At 74.1% G+C, this 16,360-nt stretch carries 9 protein-coding genes; 2 read left to right on the forward strand and 7 right to left on the reverse strand.

All coding sequences use genetic code 11. The features are described 5' to 3' along the window. Positions 1-53: 53 nt before the first annotated feature. Both C1708_RS11330 and C1708_RS11335 read right to left on the reverse strand, forming a co-directional pair. Positions 54-371 carry a hypothetical protein gene (locus tag C1708_RS11330; RefSeq protein WP_106412556.1) on the reverse strand — a complete coding sequence of 106 codons (318 nt, stop codon included), beginning with the start codon at positions 369-371 and terminating at the stop codon, positions 54-56. A gap of 162 nt (positions 372-533) precedes the next feature. Then, positions 534-2,741 (reverse strand): ATP-dependent DNA helicase UvrD2, encoded by a 2,208-nt coding sequence (locus C1708_RS11335; protein ID WP_198602465.1) that lies wholly within the window; start codon positions 2,739-2,741, stop codon positions 534-536. 198 nt (positions 2,742-2,939) lie between these two features. Between C1708_RS11335 and C1708_RS11340 the strand changes: the two genes are divergently transcribed. Next, positions 2,940-3,182: a mycoredoxin gene (locus tag C1708_RS11340; protein WP_106412558.1), complete on the forward strand. Its 243-nt coding sequence runs from the start codon at positions 2,940-2,942 to the stop codon at positions 3,180-3,182. A gap of 77 nt (positions 3,183-3,259) precedes the next feature. Here the strand turns inward: C1708_RS11340 and nudC are convergent, their stop codons facing one another. From nudC to C1708_RS11365, 5 genes are all read right to left on the reverse strand, one after another. Continuing rightward, positions 3,260-4,216, reverse strand: coding sequence for an NAD(+) diphosphatase (gene nudC, locus C1708_RS11345; RefSeq protein ID WP_106412559.1), 957 nt, complete (start codon positions 4,214-4,216; stop codon positions 3,260-3,262). 135 nt (positions 4,217-4,351) lie between these two features. Next, positions 4,352-5,764, reverse strand: coding sequence for a dipeptidase (locus C1708_RS11350; protein WP_106412560.1), 1,413 nt, complete (start codon positions 5,762-5,764; stop codon positions 4,352-4,354). A 10-nt stretch (positions 5,765-5,774) separates the two neighbouring features. After that, positions 5,775-9,338 (reverse strand): ATP-dependent helicase, encoded by a 3,564-nt coding sequence (locus tag C1708_RS11355; protein WP_106412561.1) that lies wholly within the window; start codon positions 9,336-9,338, stop codon positions 5,775-5,777. A 113-nt stretch (positions 9,339-9,451) separates the two neighbouring features. Next, positions 9,452-12,772, reverse strand: a complete 3,321-nt coding sequence (locus tag C1708_RS11360) for an ATP-dependent helicase (protein ID WP_106412562.1) — start codon at positions 12,770-12,772, stop codon at positions 9,452-9,454. A 257-nt stretch (positions 12,773-13,029) separates the two neighbouring features. Next, positions 13,030-13,416 carry an MGMT family protein gene (locus C1708_RS11365; protein ID WP_106416250.1) on the reverse strand — a complete coding sequence of 129 codons (387 nt, stop codon included), beginning with the start codon at positions 13,414-13,416 and terminating at the stop codon, positions 13,030-13,032. A 188-nt stretch (positions 13,417-13,604) separates the two neighbouring features. Between C1708_RS11365 and C1708_RS11370 the strand changes: the two genes are divergently transcribed. Further along, on the forward strand, positions 13,605-16,307 hold the full coding sequence (locus C1708_RS11370) for a lysylphosphatidylglycerol synthase transmembrane domain-containing protein (protein ID WP_106412563.1): 2,703 nt from the start codon (positions 13,605-13,607) through the stop codon (positions 16,305-16,307). The last annotated feature ends 53 nt before the right edge of the window (positions 16,308-16,360 follow it).

Here is a 16,360-nt window from a genome sequence, read left to right on the forward strand (position 1 = left end):
GCCGCGGATCCCGGATGGGGTTCCGCGGCCCTGAAGGCGCCGGCCTGAGCGAATCAGGCTGGATCACTCCAGGGTTCTGGCCCACGGAAGGCCCACATCAGGTGGTGCTGCGTCGTCTGCTTCCGGAATCCGGCACCGGTCGCCGCAAAGGCATAGGCCTGCGCCTGTGCCACTACTGCTGCTTCCAGTGCCTCGGTCGGTCGCTCATCGCGCTCACGGACGACAAGGCCCGCGGGAGCGACGGAGGACGCCGGACGCACGGCACGGATGCCGGACAGACCGGTGCCCTGGTTCGAGGCGCCGAGCATGCACAGGGAGACGGCCGAGCGATCGGTCAGTTTGACGCTGGTGCTGATGTTGATGCTGATCACTGGACTCGCCTCCTCTCGGCGTCTCAGGGACCGGGCGAACCGGTCCGCGGATATGCAAGTACAACACGGAATCAGGGCCTCCGAGAAGGCCGCTGTCCCCGTGGCTAAGAACCTATGGGGATTCCCGGGGCATGCGCAAACTATTTTTCCGACGAGTTCGCGTCAGTCCTGATCTTGTCTCTCGGCGGGGTCCCGGCCCGCGCAGAGGGCCAGCACATCGGCGCCGTAACGGCGCAGCTTGCGCATGCCCACCCCGGGGATGCGGGCCAGTCCGTGCTCGTCCTCGGGGACCGCCTCCGCGATGGCGATCAGCGTCTTGTCGGTGAAGACGCAGAAGGCCGGCTGGCCGCTGCGCCGCGCCTGCTCGCCGCGCCACTCGCGCAGCCGCTCGTACAGGCCCTCGTCCATGTCGGAGGGGCAGTCCTCGCAGCGCATCAGTTTCATCTCACCGCCGTCGGTCAGCGTGCGGCCGCAGACCCGGCAGCGGGCGGGGGTGCGCTGCCGGCGGCGCGGGGCCTGCTCGGGAAGGGCGGCGGCGGCCGTGTAGGAGCCGCGCTCCACTCCTCCCGCGCCTGCCGCGCCCGCACGGCCCGCGACGGCGTGCGAGCCGGGGCGCAGTCCGGTGAGGAATCGGCTGGGTCGCCGGTTCGGGCGGCCGCCCGGTGAGCGGGAGAGCGCCCAGGAGAGGTGGAGATGCTCGCGGGCGCGGGTGACGCCCACATAGAGGAGGCGGCGCTCCTCCTCGATCTGCTCGTCGGTCTTCGCGTAGGTGATCGGCATCATGCCCTCGGCGACGCCGACCAGGAAGACGACGTCCCACTCCAGGCCCTTGGCCGCGTGCAGCGAGGCGAGGGTGACGCCCTGGACCGTGGGGGCGTGCTGGGCGCCGGCCCGTTCGTCCAGTTCGACGACGAGGTCGGCGAGCGTGGCGCCGGCCCGGGCGGCGGCGAAGTCCTGGGCCAGGTGGACCAGGGCGGCCAGGGACTCCCAGCTCTCCCGGACCGCACCCGAACCGGCGGGCGGCTGGGGCGTCCAGCCCTTGCCCGAGAGCACGGCACGCACCTGGGAGGGCAGGTCGGGTGCGTCGTCGAGCAGCGCGTCGTTGCCGCCGAAGCGGGCCGCGGCGCGCAGGGCGGTGATCGCGTTGCGCACCTCGGGACGGTCGAAGAACCGATCGGCCCCGCGCAGCTGGTAGGGCACGCCCGCGTCGGCGAGGGCCTGCTCGTAGGTCTCGGACTGGGAGTTCGTGCGGAACAGGACGGCGATCTCGCTCGCCGGGACGCCCGAGTCGATCAGTTCGCGGATGCGCCGGGCGGCGCCCTCGGCCTCGGCGGGCTCGTCGGTGTACTCGGTGAAGACCGGGTCGGGTCCCGCGGGGCGCTGGGAGACCAGCTCCAGCCGGTGGTCGGCGGCGCGGCCCTTCGCCTGGGCGAGCAGCCCGTTGGCCAGGCGGACCACCTGGGGGGTCGAGCGGTAGTCGCGGACGAGTTTGACGACGGTGGCGCCCGGGTGGCGGACGCGGAAGTCGAGCAGGTGGTCCGGGGTCGCGCCCGTGAAGGAGTAGATGGTCTGGCTGGCGTCGCCGACCACGCACAGGTTCTCCCGGTCGCCGAGCCACAGCTCCAGCAGGCGCTGCTGGAGAGGGCTGACGTCCTGGTACTCGTCGACGACGAAGTGCTGGTACTGCGCCCTCACCTGCTCGGCGATGTCGTGCCGGTCCTGGAGGACGGCGACGGTCAGCAGGAGCACGTCCTCGAAGTCGATGACGGAGCGCTCGCGCTTGAGGTCCTCGTAGGCGGCGTAGAGCTGGGCGATCTCGGCGGGGTCGCGGGGCGCGTCCCGGCCGGCCTTGTCGGCCGCGGCCGTGTAGTCGGCGGGGACGGTCTGGGTGACCTTGGACCACTCGATCTCGGCGGTGACGTCCCGCAGCTCGCCCCGGTCGAGGCGGATCCGGCAGGCGGCGGCCGCGTCGGCGACCAGCTGGATCTTGCGGTCGACGAGCCGGGGCAGGGGCCCGCCGACCGCCTTCGGCCAGAAGTACTGGAGCTGGCGCAGGGCCGCGGAGTGGAACGTGCGCGCCTGGACGCCCACGGCGCCGAGCTGGCGCAGCCGTCCGCGCATCTCCCCCGCCGCGCGGTTGGTGAAGGTGACGGCGAGGACGCTGGAGGGCTGGAGGATCCCGGCGCGCACCCCGTAGGCGATGCGGTGGGTGATCGCCCTGGTCTTGCCGGTGCCGGCGCCCGCCAGCACGCACACCGGCCCGTGCAGCGCGGTCGCCACGGCGCGCTGCTCGGGGTCGAGGCCTTCGAGCACCGCGTCGGCCGAGTCCGGTACCCGCGGGAAGAGGGTGGAGTGCGTTGCTGCTGTCACACCGCCATGCTGCCAGGTCGCCCGGGACAGGTGAGCCGGTTGTCCACAGGGGAGGCCTCGCAGTCGTACGAATGCGACAGGCGTCACGTCACCGGCTGCGGGAGCGGGATGGGGCGGGGTGGCGGGAATGCCTGCGCTTTCCCGTACGTTTCCCCCGAGACCGAGAACTTCCCGAGCCGCCGAAGGAGCGCGAGAGGCATGCAGGGCACTGTGACGATGTACAGCACCACGTGGTGCGGCTACTGCCGCCGGCTGAAGAGCCAGATGGACCGCGAGGGCATCGCGTACACCGAGATCAACATCGAGCAGGACCCCGAGTCGGCGGCCTTCGTGGAGAAGGCGAACGGCGGCAACCAGACGGTGCCCACCGTGCTGTTCCCCGACGGTTCGACGCTTACCAACCCCTCGCTCGCGCAGGTGAAGCAGAAGATCGGCGCCTGAGCGGCCCGCGCGTCACGAAGCGGGGCGGCCGTCCCTCACGGGACCGGCCGCCCCGCTTCGTCGTGTGATGCCCCGGGTCAGAAGGCGCTGCGGGTCGGCAGGTCCTCGCCGTACCAGCGCTCGATCAGCCGGGCCGCGATCGAGATGCCGTAGGGCGGGAGCACCTCGCCGGACTCGAAGGCGGCGCGGAGTTCGTCGCGGGAGAACCAGCGGGCCTCGTGGATCTCGTCGCCGTCCACGGTGATCTCGGAGGAGGTGGCGCGGGCGAAGAAGCCGAGCATGAGGCTGGAGGGGAACGGCCAGGGCTGGCTGGCGACGTACTCGACCTCGCCGATGGTGATGCCGGCCTCCTCGTGCACCTCGCGGCGCACCGACTGCTCGATGGCCTCTCCCGGCTCGACGAACCCGGCGAGGGTGGAGAAGCGGCCCTCGGGCCAGTGGACCTGGCGGCCGAGGAGGATGCGGTCCCGGTCGTCGATCACCGCCATGATCACCGCGGGGTCGGTGCGCGGGTAGTGCTCGGCTCCGCAGGCGGGGCAGCGGCGGATGTGGCCGGCGGCGGCGATGACGGTGCGCTCGCCGCAGCGGGAGCAGAAGCGGTGCAGCCGCTGCCAGTTCTCCAGGGCGACGGCGTGCACCATCAGGCCCGCCTCGCGGGGTGACAGCAGCAGCCCGGCCTCGCGCAGGCCCGCGGGGCGGGCGGAGTCGTCCATGCGGCCGGGCAGGGAGTCCTTCTGCAGCGCGAAGTAGCTGACGCCGTTCTCGTCGATGCCGAGGAAGTAGCGGTGGGCCTCGGTGAGCGGGGCCTCGAAGGACGGGGTCATGACGAGTTCGGTGCGCCCGTCGGGGGTCTCGTCGATGAGGACCTGGCCGCCGGAGACCACGAAGCAGCGGGTCGAGGGGTGGCTCCACGCCGCCGCGAGCCATGCCTCGTCGAGCCGGTGGTGGGCGGCGCGGTCGATGCCGCTCGGGGCGGTGAGCGAGATGGGCCGGTCGGCGGTGTGGTCGGTCCTGGTGGTCACGGGTGCTTCCAACTCCCCCGGGGGAACGGATCGGGTCGCGGGCGGTCTGGCGGACGAGAACGGGAGGGACCGGGTCCGCGGACGCGGCGACGGCGCGGCTCTTCCAGTGTGCCGCGCGCGGGCGCCCGCTTCGGACGGCGTGGGTGGTCAGGGGGCGTGCCGCCAGTGCTCGGCGAGGTCGCCCCAGAGGTGGGCGCTGGTCTCGGCGCCCTTGAGCAGCAGGTCCAGCTCGACCTTCTCGTCGGGGGCGTGCCAGCCGTCGGACGGGACGGAGATGCCGAGGAAGAGCACCGGCGCGCCGAGGACGTCCTGGAGGTCGGCGGCCGGGCCGGATCCGCCCTCGCGCGTGAACAGCACGGGCTTGTCGAAGGCGCGGCCCATGGCGCGGACCACCGACTGCAGGGCGGGGTGGTCGAGCGGGGTGAGGCAGGGGCGGGTGGCGGGGCTGAAGGTGATCTCGTGCCGGACGCCCTCGGGCAGCCGGGTGGGCACCCAGGCGCCGACCGCGTCCCGGATGTGTGCGGGGTCCTGGCCGGCGACCAGCCGGAAGGAAAGCTTCACCATCGCGGAGGACGGGATGATCGTCTTGCTGCCGGGGCCCTGGTAGCCGCCGCCGATGCCGTTGACCTCGGCGGTGGGACGTGCCCAGACGCGCTCCAGGGTGCTGTAGCCGGCCTCGCCACCCGTGCCGTGCGACTTGGCGGTGCGCAGCCACCGCTCCTCGTCGAAGGGCAGCCGGGCGAAGAGGTCGCGCTCACGGTCGGTGAGCGCGACGACGCCGTCGTAGAAGCCGGGGATCGCCACCCGGCCCTGCTCGTCGTGCAGGGCGGCGACCAGCCGGGCTGCGGCGGTGGCCGGGTTGGGCACGGCGCCGCCGAAGGAGCCGGAGTGGATGTCCTGGTCGGGTCCGTACAGGCGGATCTCGCACTCGGCGAGGCCGCGCATGCCGGTGCACACGGTCGGGGTGTCCTCGGACCACATGCCGGTGTCGGAGACGATCACGGCGTCGGCGGCGAGCCGGTCCGCGTGCTGTTCGACGAGTGCCCGGAAGTGCGGCGAGCCGGACTCCTCCTCGCCCTCGATCAGCAGCTTGAGGTGGACGGCGGGGCTGGTGCGGCCGGTGGCGGCGAGGTGGGCGCGCACGCCCAGGGTGTGGAAGAAGACCTGGCCCTTGTCGTCGGCCGCACCGCGCGCGTAGAGGCGGTCGCCGCGGACGACGGGCTCGAACGGGTCGCTGGTCCAGCCGTCCTCGCGCGCGGCGGGCTGCACGTCGTGGTGGCCGTACACCAGGACGGTCGGCGCTCCGGGGTCGTCGCTGGGCCACTCGGCGTAGACCGCCGGGGCGCCGGGGGTGTCCCAGACCTCGGCGGTGGGGAAACCGGTGTCCTTCAGGGCGGCGACGAGCCAGTCGGCGCTGCGGCGCACGTCGGGGGCATGATCGGGCTGGGCCGAGACGGACGGGATGCGCAGCCACGCGGTGAGGTCGTCGAGGAACGCCGTGCGGTGGTCTGCGATGTACGTACGGACGGCGTCGACGGCACTGTCAACGGGCTGGCTCATGCCTACGAGCCTATCGGCCCGCGGAGGTGTCCTCGGAGTGCGGTATCTCACCGTGCGGCTCGTCGAGCAGCAGTCGCTCCAGTTCGGCGCGGCCGGGGAGGCGCTCGGGGCGGACCACCTCGCCGGTGCGCACGTACAGGAACGCGGCGGTGACGGATTCCGGCGGGACGCCCTGCTGCTCGGCCCAGGCGAGCCGGTAGACGGCGAGCTGCAGCGGGTCGGCGGTGCGCCCCCGGCCGGTCTTCCAGTCGACGATCTCGTACGTGGTCACGTCGCCGTCCTCGTGCCGGTACACGGCGTCGATGCGGCCCCGGACGACACGGCCGGCGATCGACAGCTGGAAGGGCGCCTCCACGCGGTAGGGCGTGCGGTGGGCGTACTCGGTGCGCTCGAAGGCCTCCTTGAGCTCCTCCAGGTCACGCTCGTCGGCGATCTCGGCGTCGCCGCCGGGCAGCTCGTCGGGATCGAGCATGGGCAGGGTCAGCTCTTCGAAGCGCGCCTCGACCCACGCGTGGAAGCGGGTGCCCCGGCGCGCGGCGGGCTGCGGCGGGCGCGGCATGGGGCGGGCCAGCTCCCGGGCGAAACCGTCGGGGTCGGCGGCGAGCCGGAGGAGCTGGGACGCGGTGAGGGAGGCGGGCAGCCGGACCTCGGTGACGGTCTCGCGGGCGCGCAGCAGCTCCCCGGTGAGGGCGTCCAGGTCGCGGTCCCAGGAGGCGACGGTGCGTGCCTCCTCAGGGGCGAGGCGGGACTCCGCGGGCACGAAAGCAGAGGCGGGCGCGGGCAGGTCCGGGCCGCCGCCGGGCACGCGCGGCGGCTGCGCGCGGGGCGCGTCCGGGGCGGTCGCCTGGTGCGGGACGACCGGGCGTTCGGTGGCCCAGGAGTCCCAGTCGCCGGGGCCGGCGTCCACCGCGCCGGGCTCGTCGGGATACGGCTCCTCCGGGTACGGCTCTTCCGGGTACGGGTCGTCGAGGAGGTCCTCCGGGAACGGCTCCTCGTCGTCCGGCGGGGGCGGCCACTCCGGGTCGTCGTGGGCGTCCGGGTCGTGGACGGCCGCCGTGCCGTGCGGGTGGGCGGCGAGGCGGTCGAGGTGGGCGAGGACGATCGCGGCGGCGGCGCGGCGCCGGGCGAGGGCGGCGTCGTCCAGGGGCAGCGGCCACGCCTGGACGTCTCCGGCCTGCCGCAGCGCCGGGTTCTCCTCGTCCTCGGCGGGCTCGTCCGCCCACACCTCGGTCTCGCCGTGTCCGGCGGCGCAGTGGTCGTGGAGGGCGAGCAGGAACTCGGAGGGGCCGCGCGGCTTCTTCTGGCTCGGCCCCCACCAGTGGCCGGAGCCGAGCAGCAGGGAGCGGGGCCGGGTGAAGGTGACGTAGCCGAGGCGCAGCTCCTCGGTGTGCTGGTGCTCCTTCATGGCCTCGTGGAAGGCCTTCAGGCCACGGGAGTCCCAGGACGGCACGTCGGGGAGGGTGTCGGCGTCGCCGCGCAGCCGGTGCGGCAGCACCTTGCCCTGGGCCGTCCACTTGTCGCGGCCCCGGTCGCTGGGGAAGGCGCCGGTGACCAGGCCGGGGACGGCGACGACGTCCCACTCCAGGCCCTTGGACTTGTGGGCGGTGAGCACCTTGACGGTGTTCTCGCCTCCCGGGAGCGCGTTGTCCAGGCCCTTCTCGTACTGGGCGGCGGTGCGCAGGAAGCCGAGGAAGGCGAGCAGGGTGGCCTCGTTGTCGCCGGCGGCGAAGGAGGCGGCGATGTCGAGGAAGTTGGACAGGGTCTCCCGGCGCCGGGCGGCCAGCGCGTGCGGGGACGCGGACAGCTCGACCTCGAGTCCGGTGACGGCGAGCACCCGGTGCAGTACGTCCATCAGCGGGTCGGCGAGGGAGCGGCGCAGGTCGCGCAGTTCGGCGGCGAGTCGGGCGAAGCGCACGCGCGCGTCCGGCGAGAAGGGCAGCCCGTCGTCGTCCCCGCCGCCCTCCAGCGGGGTCTCCAGGAATGTGTCGAGGGCGTCGGCGAGCGAGACGACCTCGGCGGGGTCGACGCCCTCGACGGCCTCGGCGAGCCGCCGGTCGGGGTCGTCGTCGCCGGCCACGCGCGCGTGGGACACCAGCAGGCGCGCACGGCGGCCGAGCAGGGCGAGGTCGCGGGGGCCGATCCGCCAGCGCGGGCCGGTCAGCAGCCGGACGAGGGAGGCGTTGGCGCCGGGGTCCTGGAGGACTTCGCAGACGGCGACGAGGTCGGCGATCTCCGGCAGGTGCAGCAGCCCGGACAGGCCGACGACCTCGACGGGCACGTCACGGGCGACCAGGGCGGCCTGGATCTCGGCGAAGTCCGTGGCCGTGCGGCACAGGACGGCGATCTCGCCCGGGGCCTTCCCGGTGTTCACCAGGTGCGCGATCGAGTCGGCGATCCAGTCGATCTCCTCGGTGTGGGTGCGCAGCAGGGCACAGCGGACGAGGCCGTCACGCTCGGCGCCCGGGGCCGGGCGGAGGGCCTCCACGCCCGCGTGCATGGCGCGCAGCGGCTCGGCGAGGCCGTTGGCGAGGTCGAGCAGCCGGCCGCCGCTGCGGCGGTTCTCGCTGAGCGACTGGCGGGTGGCGGGGCGGCCGTCGGCGTGCGGGAAGTGCTCGGGGAAGTCGTCGAGGTTGGCGACGGAGGCGCCGCGCCAGCCGTAGATGGCCTGGCAGGGGTCGCCGACGGCGGTCACCGGGTGGCCGGTGCCGCCGCCGAAGAGGCCGGCCAGGAGGACGCGCTGGGCGACGGAGGTGTCCTGGTACTCGTCGAGGAGGACCACCCGGAACTCGTCGCGCAGCAGGCGGCCCACTTCGGGCAGGGTGGCGAGCCGGGCGGACAGCGCGATCTGGTCGCCGAAGTCGAGCAGGTCGCGCTCGCGCTTGGCGGCCCGGTAGCGCAGCACCAGCTCGGCCAGTTCCCGGCGGGCGGCGGCGGCCTCGGGGACCTTGCGCAGGTCGGCGTTGCTGAGCTTGGCGTTCTCCAGGGCGCGCAGCAGTTCGGCGTCGTGGGCGCGCAGGTCCTCGGGGCGCACCAGGTGCTCGGAGAGCTCCGCGTCGAGGGCGAGGAGGTCGCCCACCAGGTCGGGGAAGGAGCGGGTGAGGGCCGGGTAGAGGCCGGGCGCCTCGCGCAGCACGCGTGCGGCGAGCTGGTAGCGGGTGGCGTCGGCGAGCAGCCGGGAGGTCGGTTCGAGGCCGATGCGCAGCCCGTGGTCGGTGAGCAGACGGCCGGCGAAGGCGTGGTACGTGGAGATCACCGGCTCGCCCGGGGGGTCGTCCGGGTCGATGGCGTCCGGGTCGGTGACGCCGGCCTTGATCAGGGCCGTGCGGACGCGCTCGGCGAGTTCGCCGGCGGCCTTGTTGGTGAAGGTGAGGCCGAGGACCTGCTCGGGGGCGACCTGACCGGTGCCGACGAGCCAGACCACGCGGGCCGCCATCACCGTCGTCTTGCCGGAGCCCGCTCCGGCCACGATCACCTGCGGGGCGGGCGGCGCGGTGATGCAGGCCGTCTGCTCCGGGGTGAACGGGATCCCGAGCAGTTCCTTGAGCTGTTCGGGATCGGTGATACGGGCGGGCACACCGAGAATCTAGCCGCGGCCACTGACAGCGCGGGCCCTCCGAGCCCGCCGGGAGGGAGGAACCGCAGGTCGGCAAGGGTGGTGCGATACGTCACGCGTGCCGTTCACGCGCTTCACTCGACGACGTGGCGGCCCTCGGGGCGGGCGCTGCAGGAGGCCCGGAAGGCGCAGTGGGTGCAGTGCTGGCCCGCGGTCGGGGTGAACCGTTCGTCGAGGACCTTGCCCGCGGCGGTGGCCAGCAGGTCGCCGATCCACTCCCCCTCCAGCGGCTCCTGCGCCTGCACCTTGGGCAGGGTGTCGCCGCCGTCCCGCTTGGCGGCGCCCTGTCGCAGCTGGACGAGTTCGGCGCCGCCCGGTTCGGGGCGCGCCCCGCCGAAGACCTCGTCGACGGCGCCCTCGCGGACGGCGAGCTGGTACACGGCGAGCTGGGGGTGGCGCTCGACCTCCTTGGAGCTGGGCGCCTGTTTGCCGGTCTTGAAGTCGACGACGTAGGCGCGTCCCTCGCCGTCGGCTTCGACGCGGTCCATCTGGCCCCGGACGCGGACCTGGTAGTCGCCGGCCTCCAGGGTGACGTCGAAGTCGTGCTCGCTGGCCACCGGGGTGCGCCCGGTGCGGTCCATGACGTGCCACTTCAGGAAGCGTTCGAGCGCCATGCGCGCGTTCTCCTTCTCCTGGGCGGACTTCCAGGGCGCGTCGAAGGCGAGGGCGTTCCACACGGAGTCGAGGCGTTCCATGAGGACGTCGAGGTCCGCGGGGGTGTGCCCGGAGGCGACCTCGTCGGCGAGGACGTGGACGACGTTGCCGAAGCCCTGGGCGGCGGTGGCGGGCGCGTCGGCCTTCACCTCGCGGCCCAGGAACCACTGGAGGGCACAGGTGTTGGCCAGCTGGTCGAGGGCGCTGCCGGAGAGCACCACGGGCTGGTCGCGGTCGCGCAGCGGCACCTTGCTGTGCGTCGGTTCGTCCATGCCCCACCAGCGGTAGGGGTGTGCGGACGGCACCAGGGGACGGCCGTCCTCGTCGGCGAGCGCCGCGAGCCGGGCCAGCCGCCGGGCGGCGGCCTCCCGCAGGGCGTCGGAGACGCGGGGGTCGACCGTGGTGGCGCGCAGTTCGGCGACGAGCGCGGCGACGGACAGGGGACGGCGCGGGCGTCCGGTGACGTCCTCGGGTTCGACGCCGAGCTCGGTCAGGAAGCGGGAGGGCTGATCGCCGTCGTCGGACGGCGCCTTCACGGCCGTCACGACGAGGCGGTCACGCGCGCGCGTGGCGGCGACGTAGAACAGGCGGCGCTCCTCGGCGAGCAGCGCGCCGGGGGTGAGCGGCTCGGCGAGTCCGTCGCGGCCGATGCGGTCGGCCTCCAGCAGGGAACCGCGGCGGCGCAGGTCGGGCCACAGGCCCTCCTGGACGCCCGCCACGACGACGAGGCCCCACTCCAGGCCCTTGGACCGGTGCACGGTCATCAGGCGTACGGCGTCGTGGCGGACGGCACGGCGGGCGAGGGTGTCGGCGGCGATGTCCTCGGCCTCGATCTCCTCCAGGAAGTTGAGGGCGCCCCGGCCGCCGGTGCGCTCCTCCGCGCGGGCGGCGGTGGCGAACAGCGCGCACACGGCGTCGAGGTCCCGGTCGGCGTTGCGGCCGGCCGCGCCGCCACGGCGGGCGGCGCGCTCCAGGCGCTGCGGCCAGGGGGTGCCGTCCCACAGCTCCCAGAGGGCCTCCTCGGCCGTGCCGCCGCCGGCCAGGTGCGCGCGGGCCCGGCGCAGCAGTGCGCCGAGCCGTTGTGCGCCGCGCGCGTGGACGGGGTCGTGCACCGCGAGCCGCTCGGGCTCGGCCAGCGCGCGGGCGAGCAGTTCGTCCGAGGGCGGCGGCAGGGGGTTCCCGGCCGCCCGCTCCTCCTCGCGCAGCGCACGCCCGAGCCGCCGCAGGTCGGCGGCGTCCATGCCGGCGAGGGGGGAGGTGAGCAGGGTGAGCGCGGTCTCGGTGTCGAGCCAGCAGCGGTCGCCGGGAGCGGCGTCCTCTGGGTCCGCGGGGTCCTCCCGCTCCTCCGCCTCCGCCATGGCCACCGCGCGCAGGGCGGTCAGCAGCGGGGCGACCGCCGGTTCGTGGCGCAGGGGGAGGTCGTCGCCGTCGACGTCGACGGGGACGCCCGCGGACGTGAGGGCGCGGCGGACCGTCGGCAGGGTGCGGCTGCCCGCGCGGACCAGGACGGCCATGTCCTTCCAGGGGACGCCGTCCTCCAGGTGGGCGCGGCGCAGGATGTCGGCGATGTTGTCCAGCTCGGCGCCGGCCGTCGGGTAGGTGTACACCTCGACCCGGCCGCCCTCGCGCACGGGCGCCGGCTCCCGGTGCAGGCGGACCTTCTCGGCGGGGAGCCGGGGCAGGGGCATGCGCCGGGTGATCCGCCGGGTGGCCTCGAGGAGCCCGGCGCCGGAGCGCCGGGAGGTCCGCAGCACCTGGACGGGTGCGGGGCGGCCGTCCGCGCGCGGGAAGGCGTGCGGGAACTCCAGGATGCCGCCGACGTCGGCGCCCCGGAACGCGTAGATCGACTGGTCGGGGTCGCCGAAGGCGACGAGGGTGCGGCCGCCGGACGCCAGGGCGTGCAGCAGCCGTACCTGGGCGGGGTCGGTGTCCTGGTACTCGTCGACGTAGACGGCGTCGTAGCGGTCGGCGAGCCGCCCGGCGGTCTCGGGGCGCCGGGCGAGGAGCACCGCGCGGTGGACGAGTTCGGCGTAGTCGATGACCCCCTGGAGGTCGAGGACGTCGAGGTACTCGGCGAGGAAGGCGGAGGCGGCACGCCAGTCGGGCCGGCCGATGCGGCGGGCGAAGGCGTCCAGGGCCTCGGGGTCGAGCCCGAGCTCGCGGCTGCGGGCGAGCACCGCGCGGACCTCGTCGGCGAAGCCGCGGGTGGTCAGGCAGGCGCGCAGTTCGTCCGGCCAGCGCACGTGGGACAGGCCGAGCCGTTCCAGGTCCACCTGGCCGGCGAGCAGCTCACGCACGGTGACGTCCTGTTCGGGCCCGGACAGCAGCCGCAGCGGCTCCACGAACAGGTCGCTGTCCTGGTGGGCGCGGACCAGGGCGTAGCAGAAGGAGTGGAAGGTGGTCGCCTGCGGGGCGCGGGCGGCGCCGATGCGCAGCGCCATGCGGTCGCGCAGCTCGACGGCGGCCTTGCGGCTGAAGGTGAGCACCAGGATGCGCTCGGGGTCGCCGCCGCGGGCGATGCGGGCCGCCACGGACTCGACGAGCGTGGTGGTCTTGCCGGTGCCCGGACCGGCGAGGACGAGCAGCGGCCCGGAGCCGTGCTCAACCACGGAGCGCTGGGCGGCGTCCAGTGGAGGGGGATCCACGCGGGCCGGCGGGGTACGCACCAGTCGATAGGCGCCACGGCTCCCCCGCCGCACCGGGGGGTGCGACAGGCCGCTGGTGGAGGAAGAGGAGCTCACGTGGTTCGCCGGTCCTGGTGGGTGTGCTGTGGGGCGTTCCGCCGCGCGTGCGGGGCGGTGGTCGGGGGGTGAGAGGGACACGCGCGGCCGACGCTACGCCGGGGGCAAGATCGGAAGCAGGGCTTCCGATTCTTCCCTCCCGTCATTCCGGGCACTCGCGTCCCTCGACTCACGAACGTACGTCATGCCGCGGATGTGCCTCATGTCTCCCTGGAGGATCACAGGTCACACGGCGGCGGCCGGGATGGCGGAAGCTGTCAGGTGTGACCCCCGGTGTCCGCGCCGCCGTCCCACCGCGCGCGTCCCATGTCGAGGCGTGGCACATGGCCCTCCGCCGCCCGGCCCGCCTCCCGCAGCGGTGTGCCCTCCGCGCGGTAGTGACCGAGGGCCCGCAGCTCGTGGCCCGGCAGCAGCACGCCGTCCGCGCGGACCACGCGCCACCAGGGGACGGCCCCGCCGTACAGCGCCATCACGCGCCCCACCTGCCGGGGCCCGCCCTCCCCCAGCCACTCGGCCACGTCCCCGTACGTCATGACGCGGCCCGGCGGGATCAGCTCGGCCACCTCCAGGACCCGCTCGGCGTACGCGGGCAGGGCGTCCGGGTGCCCCGGGCCGCCGTCGGACGGAAGACTCTCCTGGCTCATCCGGACCATCCTGCCCCACTCCACCGACAACGCGGCGCGGCCGCGGACCCGGGCGGGCGGCTCGCCCCGGAGCAGCGCTTCGGGCAGACTGTGCCGCCCCGCTTGCGGACCCTGACGCCCCCTTGTGGCGGTACGGCATGCCACCATCATGCGGGCGGTGACCGGTGATACGAGATCGAGAAGAGACGATGAAGCAGCAGGGTGCGCACCCCGAGGACACGGAGGGCACCCCTGACGCCTCGTCGCGTCCGGACACCGCACAGCAGCCGGACACCGCGCACCGGGACGTCGCGCACATCGACGAGGTGGAGGGCGACGAACCGCTGCTCCCCGCGCGCGTGCACCGTCCGTCCGACCTCATGCGGCTGGTGGGCGGCGTGCTCACGGTGGTGGTGCTGCTGGCCGTCGCCGCGTTCGCCCACGGCACCACCTCGGGGCTGGAACAGGACATCAACAAGGGCACCGGACAGGCGCCCGACCTGCTGATCAAGATCGCGGGCCTGGCCTCCAGCATCGCCATCCTGCTGGTCCCGGTCGCCTTCGCGATCGAACGTCTGATCAAACGGGACGGGCTGCGGATCGCCGACGGCGTGCTCGCCGCCGTGCTCGCGCACGGGGTGACCCTCGCCACCGACCTGTGGGTCGCGCGGGCCGCCCCCGGTTCGATCCAGGACGCCCTGACCCAGCCCTCGCCCGGCGACGTCCACTCCCTCACCGACCCGGTGCACGGCTACCTCGCGCCCGTCATCGCGTACATGACGGCCGTCGGGATGTCCCGCAGACCACGGTGGCGCGCGGTGCTGTGGGTGGTGCTGCTGCTCGACGCCTTCTCGATGCTGGTCACCGGGTACACCACCCCGTTCTCGATCGTCCTCACCGTGCTGATCGGCTGGTCCGTCGCCTACGGCACGCTCTACGCGGTCGGCTCGCCCAACGTCCGGCCCACCGGGCGCACCCTGATGGCGGGGCTGCGGACGGTCGGCTTCCGCCCTGTGACCGCGTCCCGCGAGGAGCCGGCCGGCGCCGCCGAGGGCGGCGACCGGGGCCGCCGCTACTTCGTCACCCTGGAGGACGGCCCGCCCCTGGACGTCACCGTGGTCGACCGCGAGCAGCAGGCGCAGGGCTTCTTCTACCGCGCGTGGCGCAACCTGACGCTGCGCGGCTTCGCCACCCGCAGGAGCCTGCAGTCGCTGCGCCAGGCGCTGGAGCAGGAGGCCCTGCTGGCCTACGCCGCCATCGCGGCCGGCGCCAACGCGCCCAAGCTGATCGCCACCTCGGAGCTGGGCCCCGACGCGGTGATGCTCGTCTACGAGCACACCGGCGGCCGCACGCTGGACTCGCTGCCGGACGAGGAGATCACCGACGAGCTGCTGCGCAGCACCTGGCGCCAGGTGAAGGCGCTGCAGTCCCGCCGTATCGCGCACCGCAGGCTGGTGGGCGACGCCATCCTGGTGGACCGTTCCGGTGCGGTGATCCTCACCGACCTGCGCGGCGGGGAGATCGCGTCCGGCGACCTGGTGCTGCGCATGGACATCGCCCAGCTGCTGGTGACGCTCGGACTGCGGGTGGGCGCCGAACGCGCGGTGGCCTCCGCGCTGAGCGTCCTCGGTCCCGACGCCGTGGCGGACTGCCTGCCGATGCTCCAGCCGATCGCGCTGAGCCGCTCCACGCGCGCGACGCTGCGCAGACTCGCCCGGGAGCGGGCGGAGCGGGAGCGCGAGGCGGTCCTGGAGGCCTCCCGGCAGTCCCGTCCGGCCCGCGCGCACGACGCCGACGAGGAGCCCCGTCCCGCCGCCCTGGACAAGGCCGGCAAGAAGGCCGTGCGCGCGGAGCAGCGGGCCGAGAAGCGGGCCATCGACGAGGCGCTGGAGGAGGCGCGCGAGGAGGACCTGCTCAGCCAGATCCGGCACGAGGTGCTGCGGATCAGGCCGCAGGCACCGGTCGAGCCGGCCCGTCTCGAACGGGTGCGTCCGCGCACGCTGATCAGCTTCATCGCGGGCGCGATCGGCGCGTACTTCCTGCTGACGCAGCTCACCCACATCGAGTTCGGTCCGCTGATCTCCAACGCGGAGTGGGGCTGGGTGGCCGCGGCGGTGCTGTTCTCCGCGCTGAGCTATGTGGCGGCCGCGATGGCGCTGCTCGGGTTCGTGCCGGAGCGGGTGCCGTTCCCGCGCACGGTGGCCGCCCAGGTCGCCGGGTCCTTCGTGAAGATCGTCGCCCCGGCGGCCGTCGGCGGCGTCGCCCTGAACACGCGCTTCCTCCAGCGCGCGGGGGTGCGTCCGGGGCTCGCGGTGGCGAGTGTCGGCGCGTCGCAGCTGTTCGGGCTCGGCTGCCACATCCTGATGCTGCTGGCGTTCGGCTATCTGACCGGTACCGAGAAGACGCCTTCGCTGACGCCGTCCCGCACGGTCATCGGCGGTCTGCTGACGGTCGCGGTGCTGGTGCTGGTGGTGACCTCGGTGCCGTTCCTGCGGAAGTTCGTCGTCACACGCGTGCGGTCGCTGTTCGCGGGCGTCGTGCCGCGCATGCTCGACGTGCTGCAGCGGCCGCAGAAGCTGATCACCGGCATCGGCGGCATGCTGCTGCTGACCGCCTGCTTCGTGATGTGCCTGGACGCCTCGATCCGGGCGTTCGGCGACGAGTCGACCTCGGTCAGCATCGCCAGCGTCGCCGTCGTCTTCCTCGCGGGCAACGCGCTCGGGTCCGCGGCGCCGACGCCGGGCGGTGTGGGCGCCGTCGAGGCCACCCTGACCGTCGGTCTGATCGCGGTCGGCCTGCCCAAGGAGGTCGCCGCGCCGGCGGTGCTGCTCTTCCGGCTGCTGACGCTGTGGCTGCCGGTGCTGCCGGGCTGGCTCGCCTTCAACCACCTCACCCGCAAAGCGGCCCTGTGACCGGCTGAGACACGGGCCGTGCGCGGTGACCGGCTGAGAGACACGGGCCGTGC

Source organism: Streptomyces sp. DH-12, assembly GCF_002899455.1.
GTDB lineage: Bacteria > Actinomycetota > Actinomycetes > Streptomycetales > Streptomycetaceae > Streptomyces.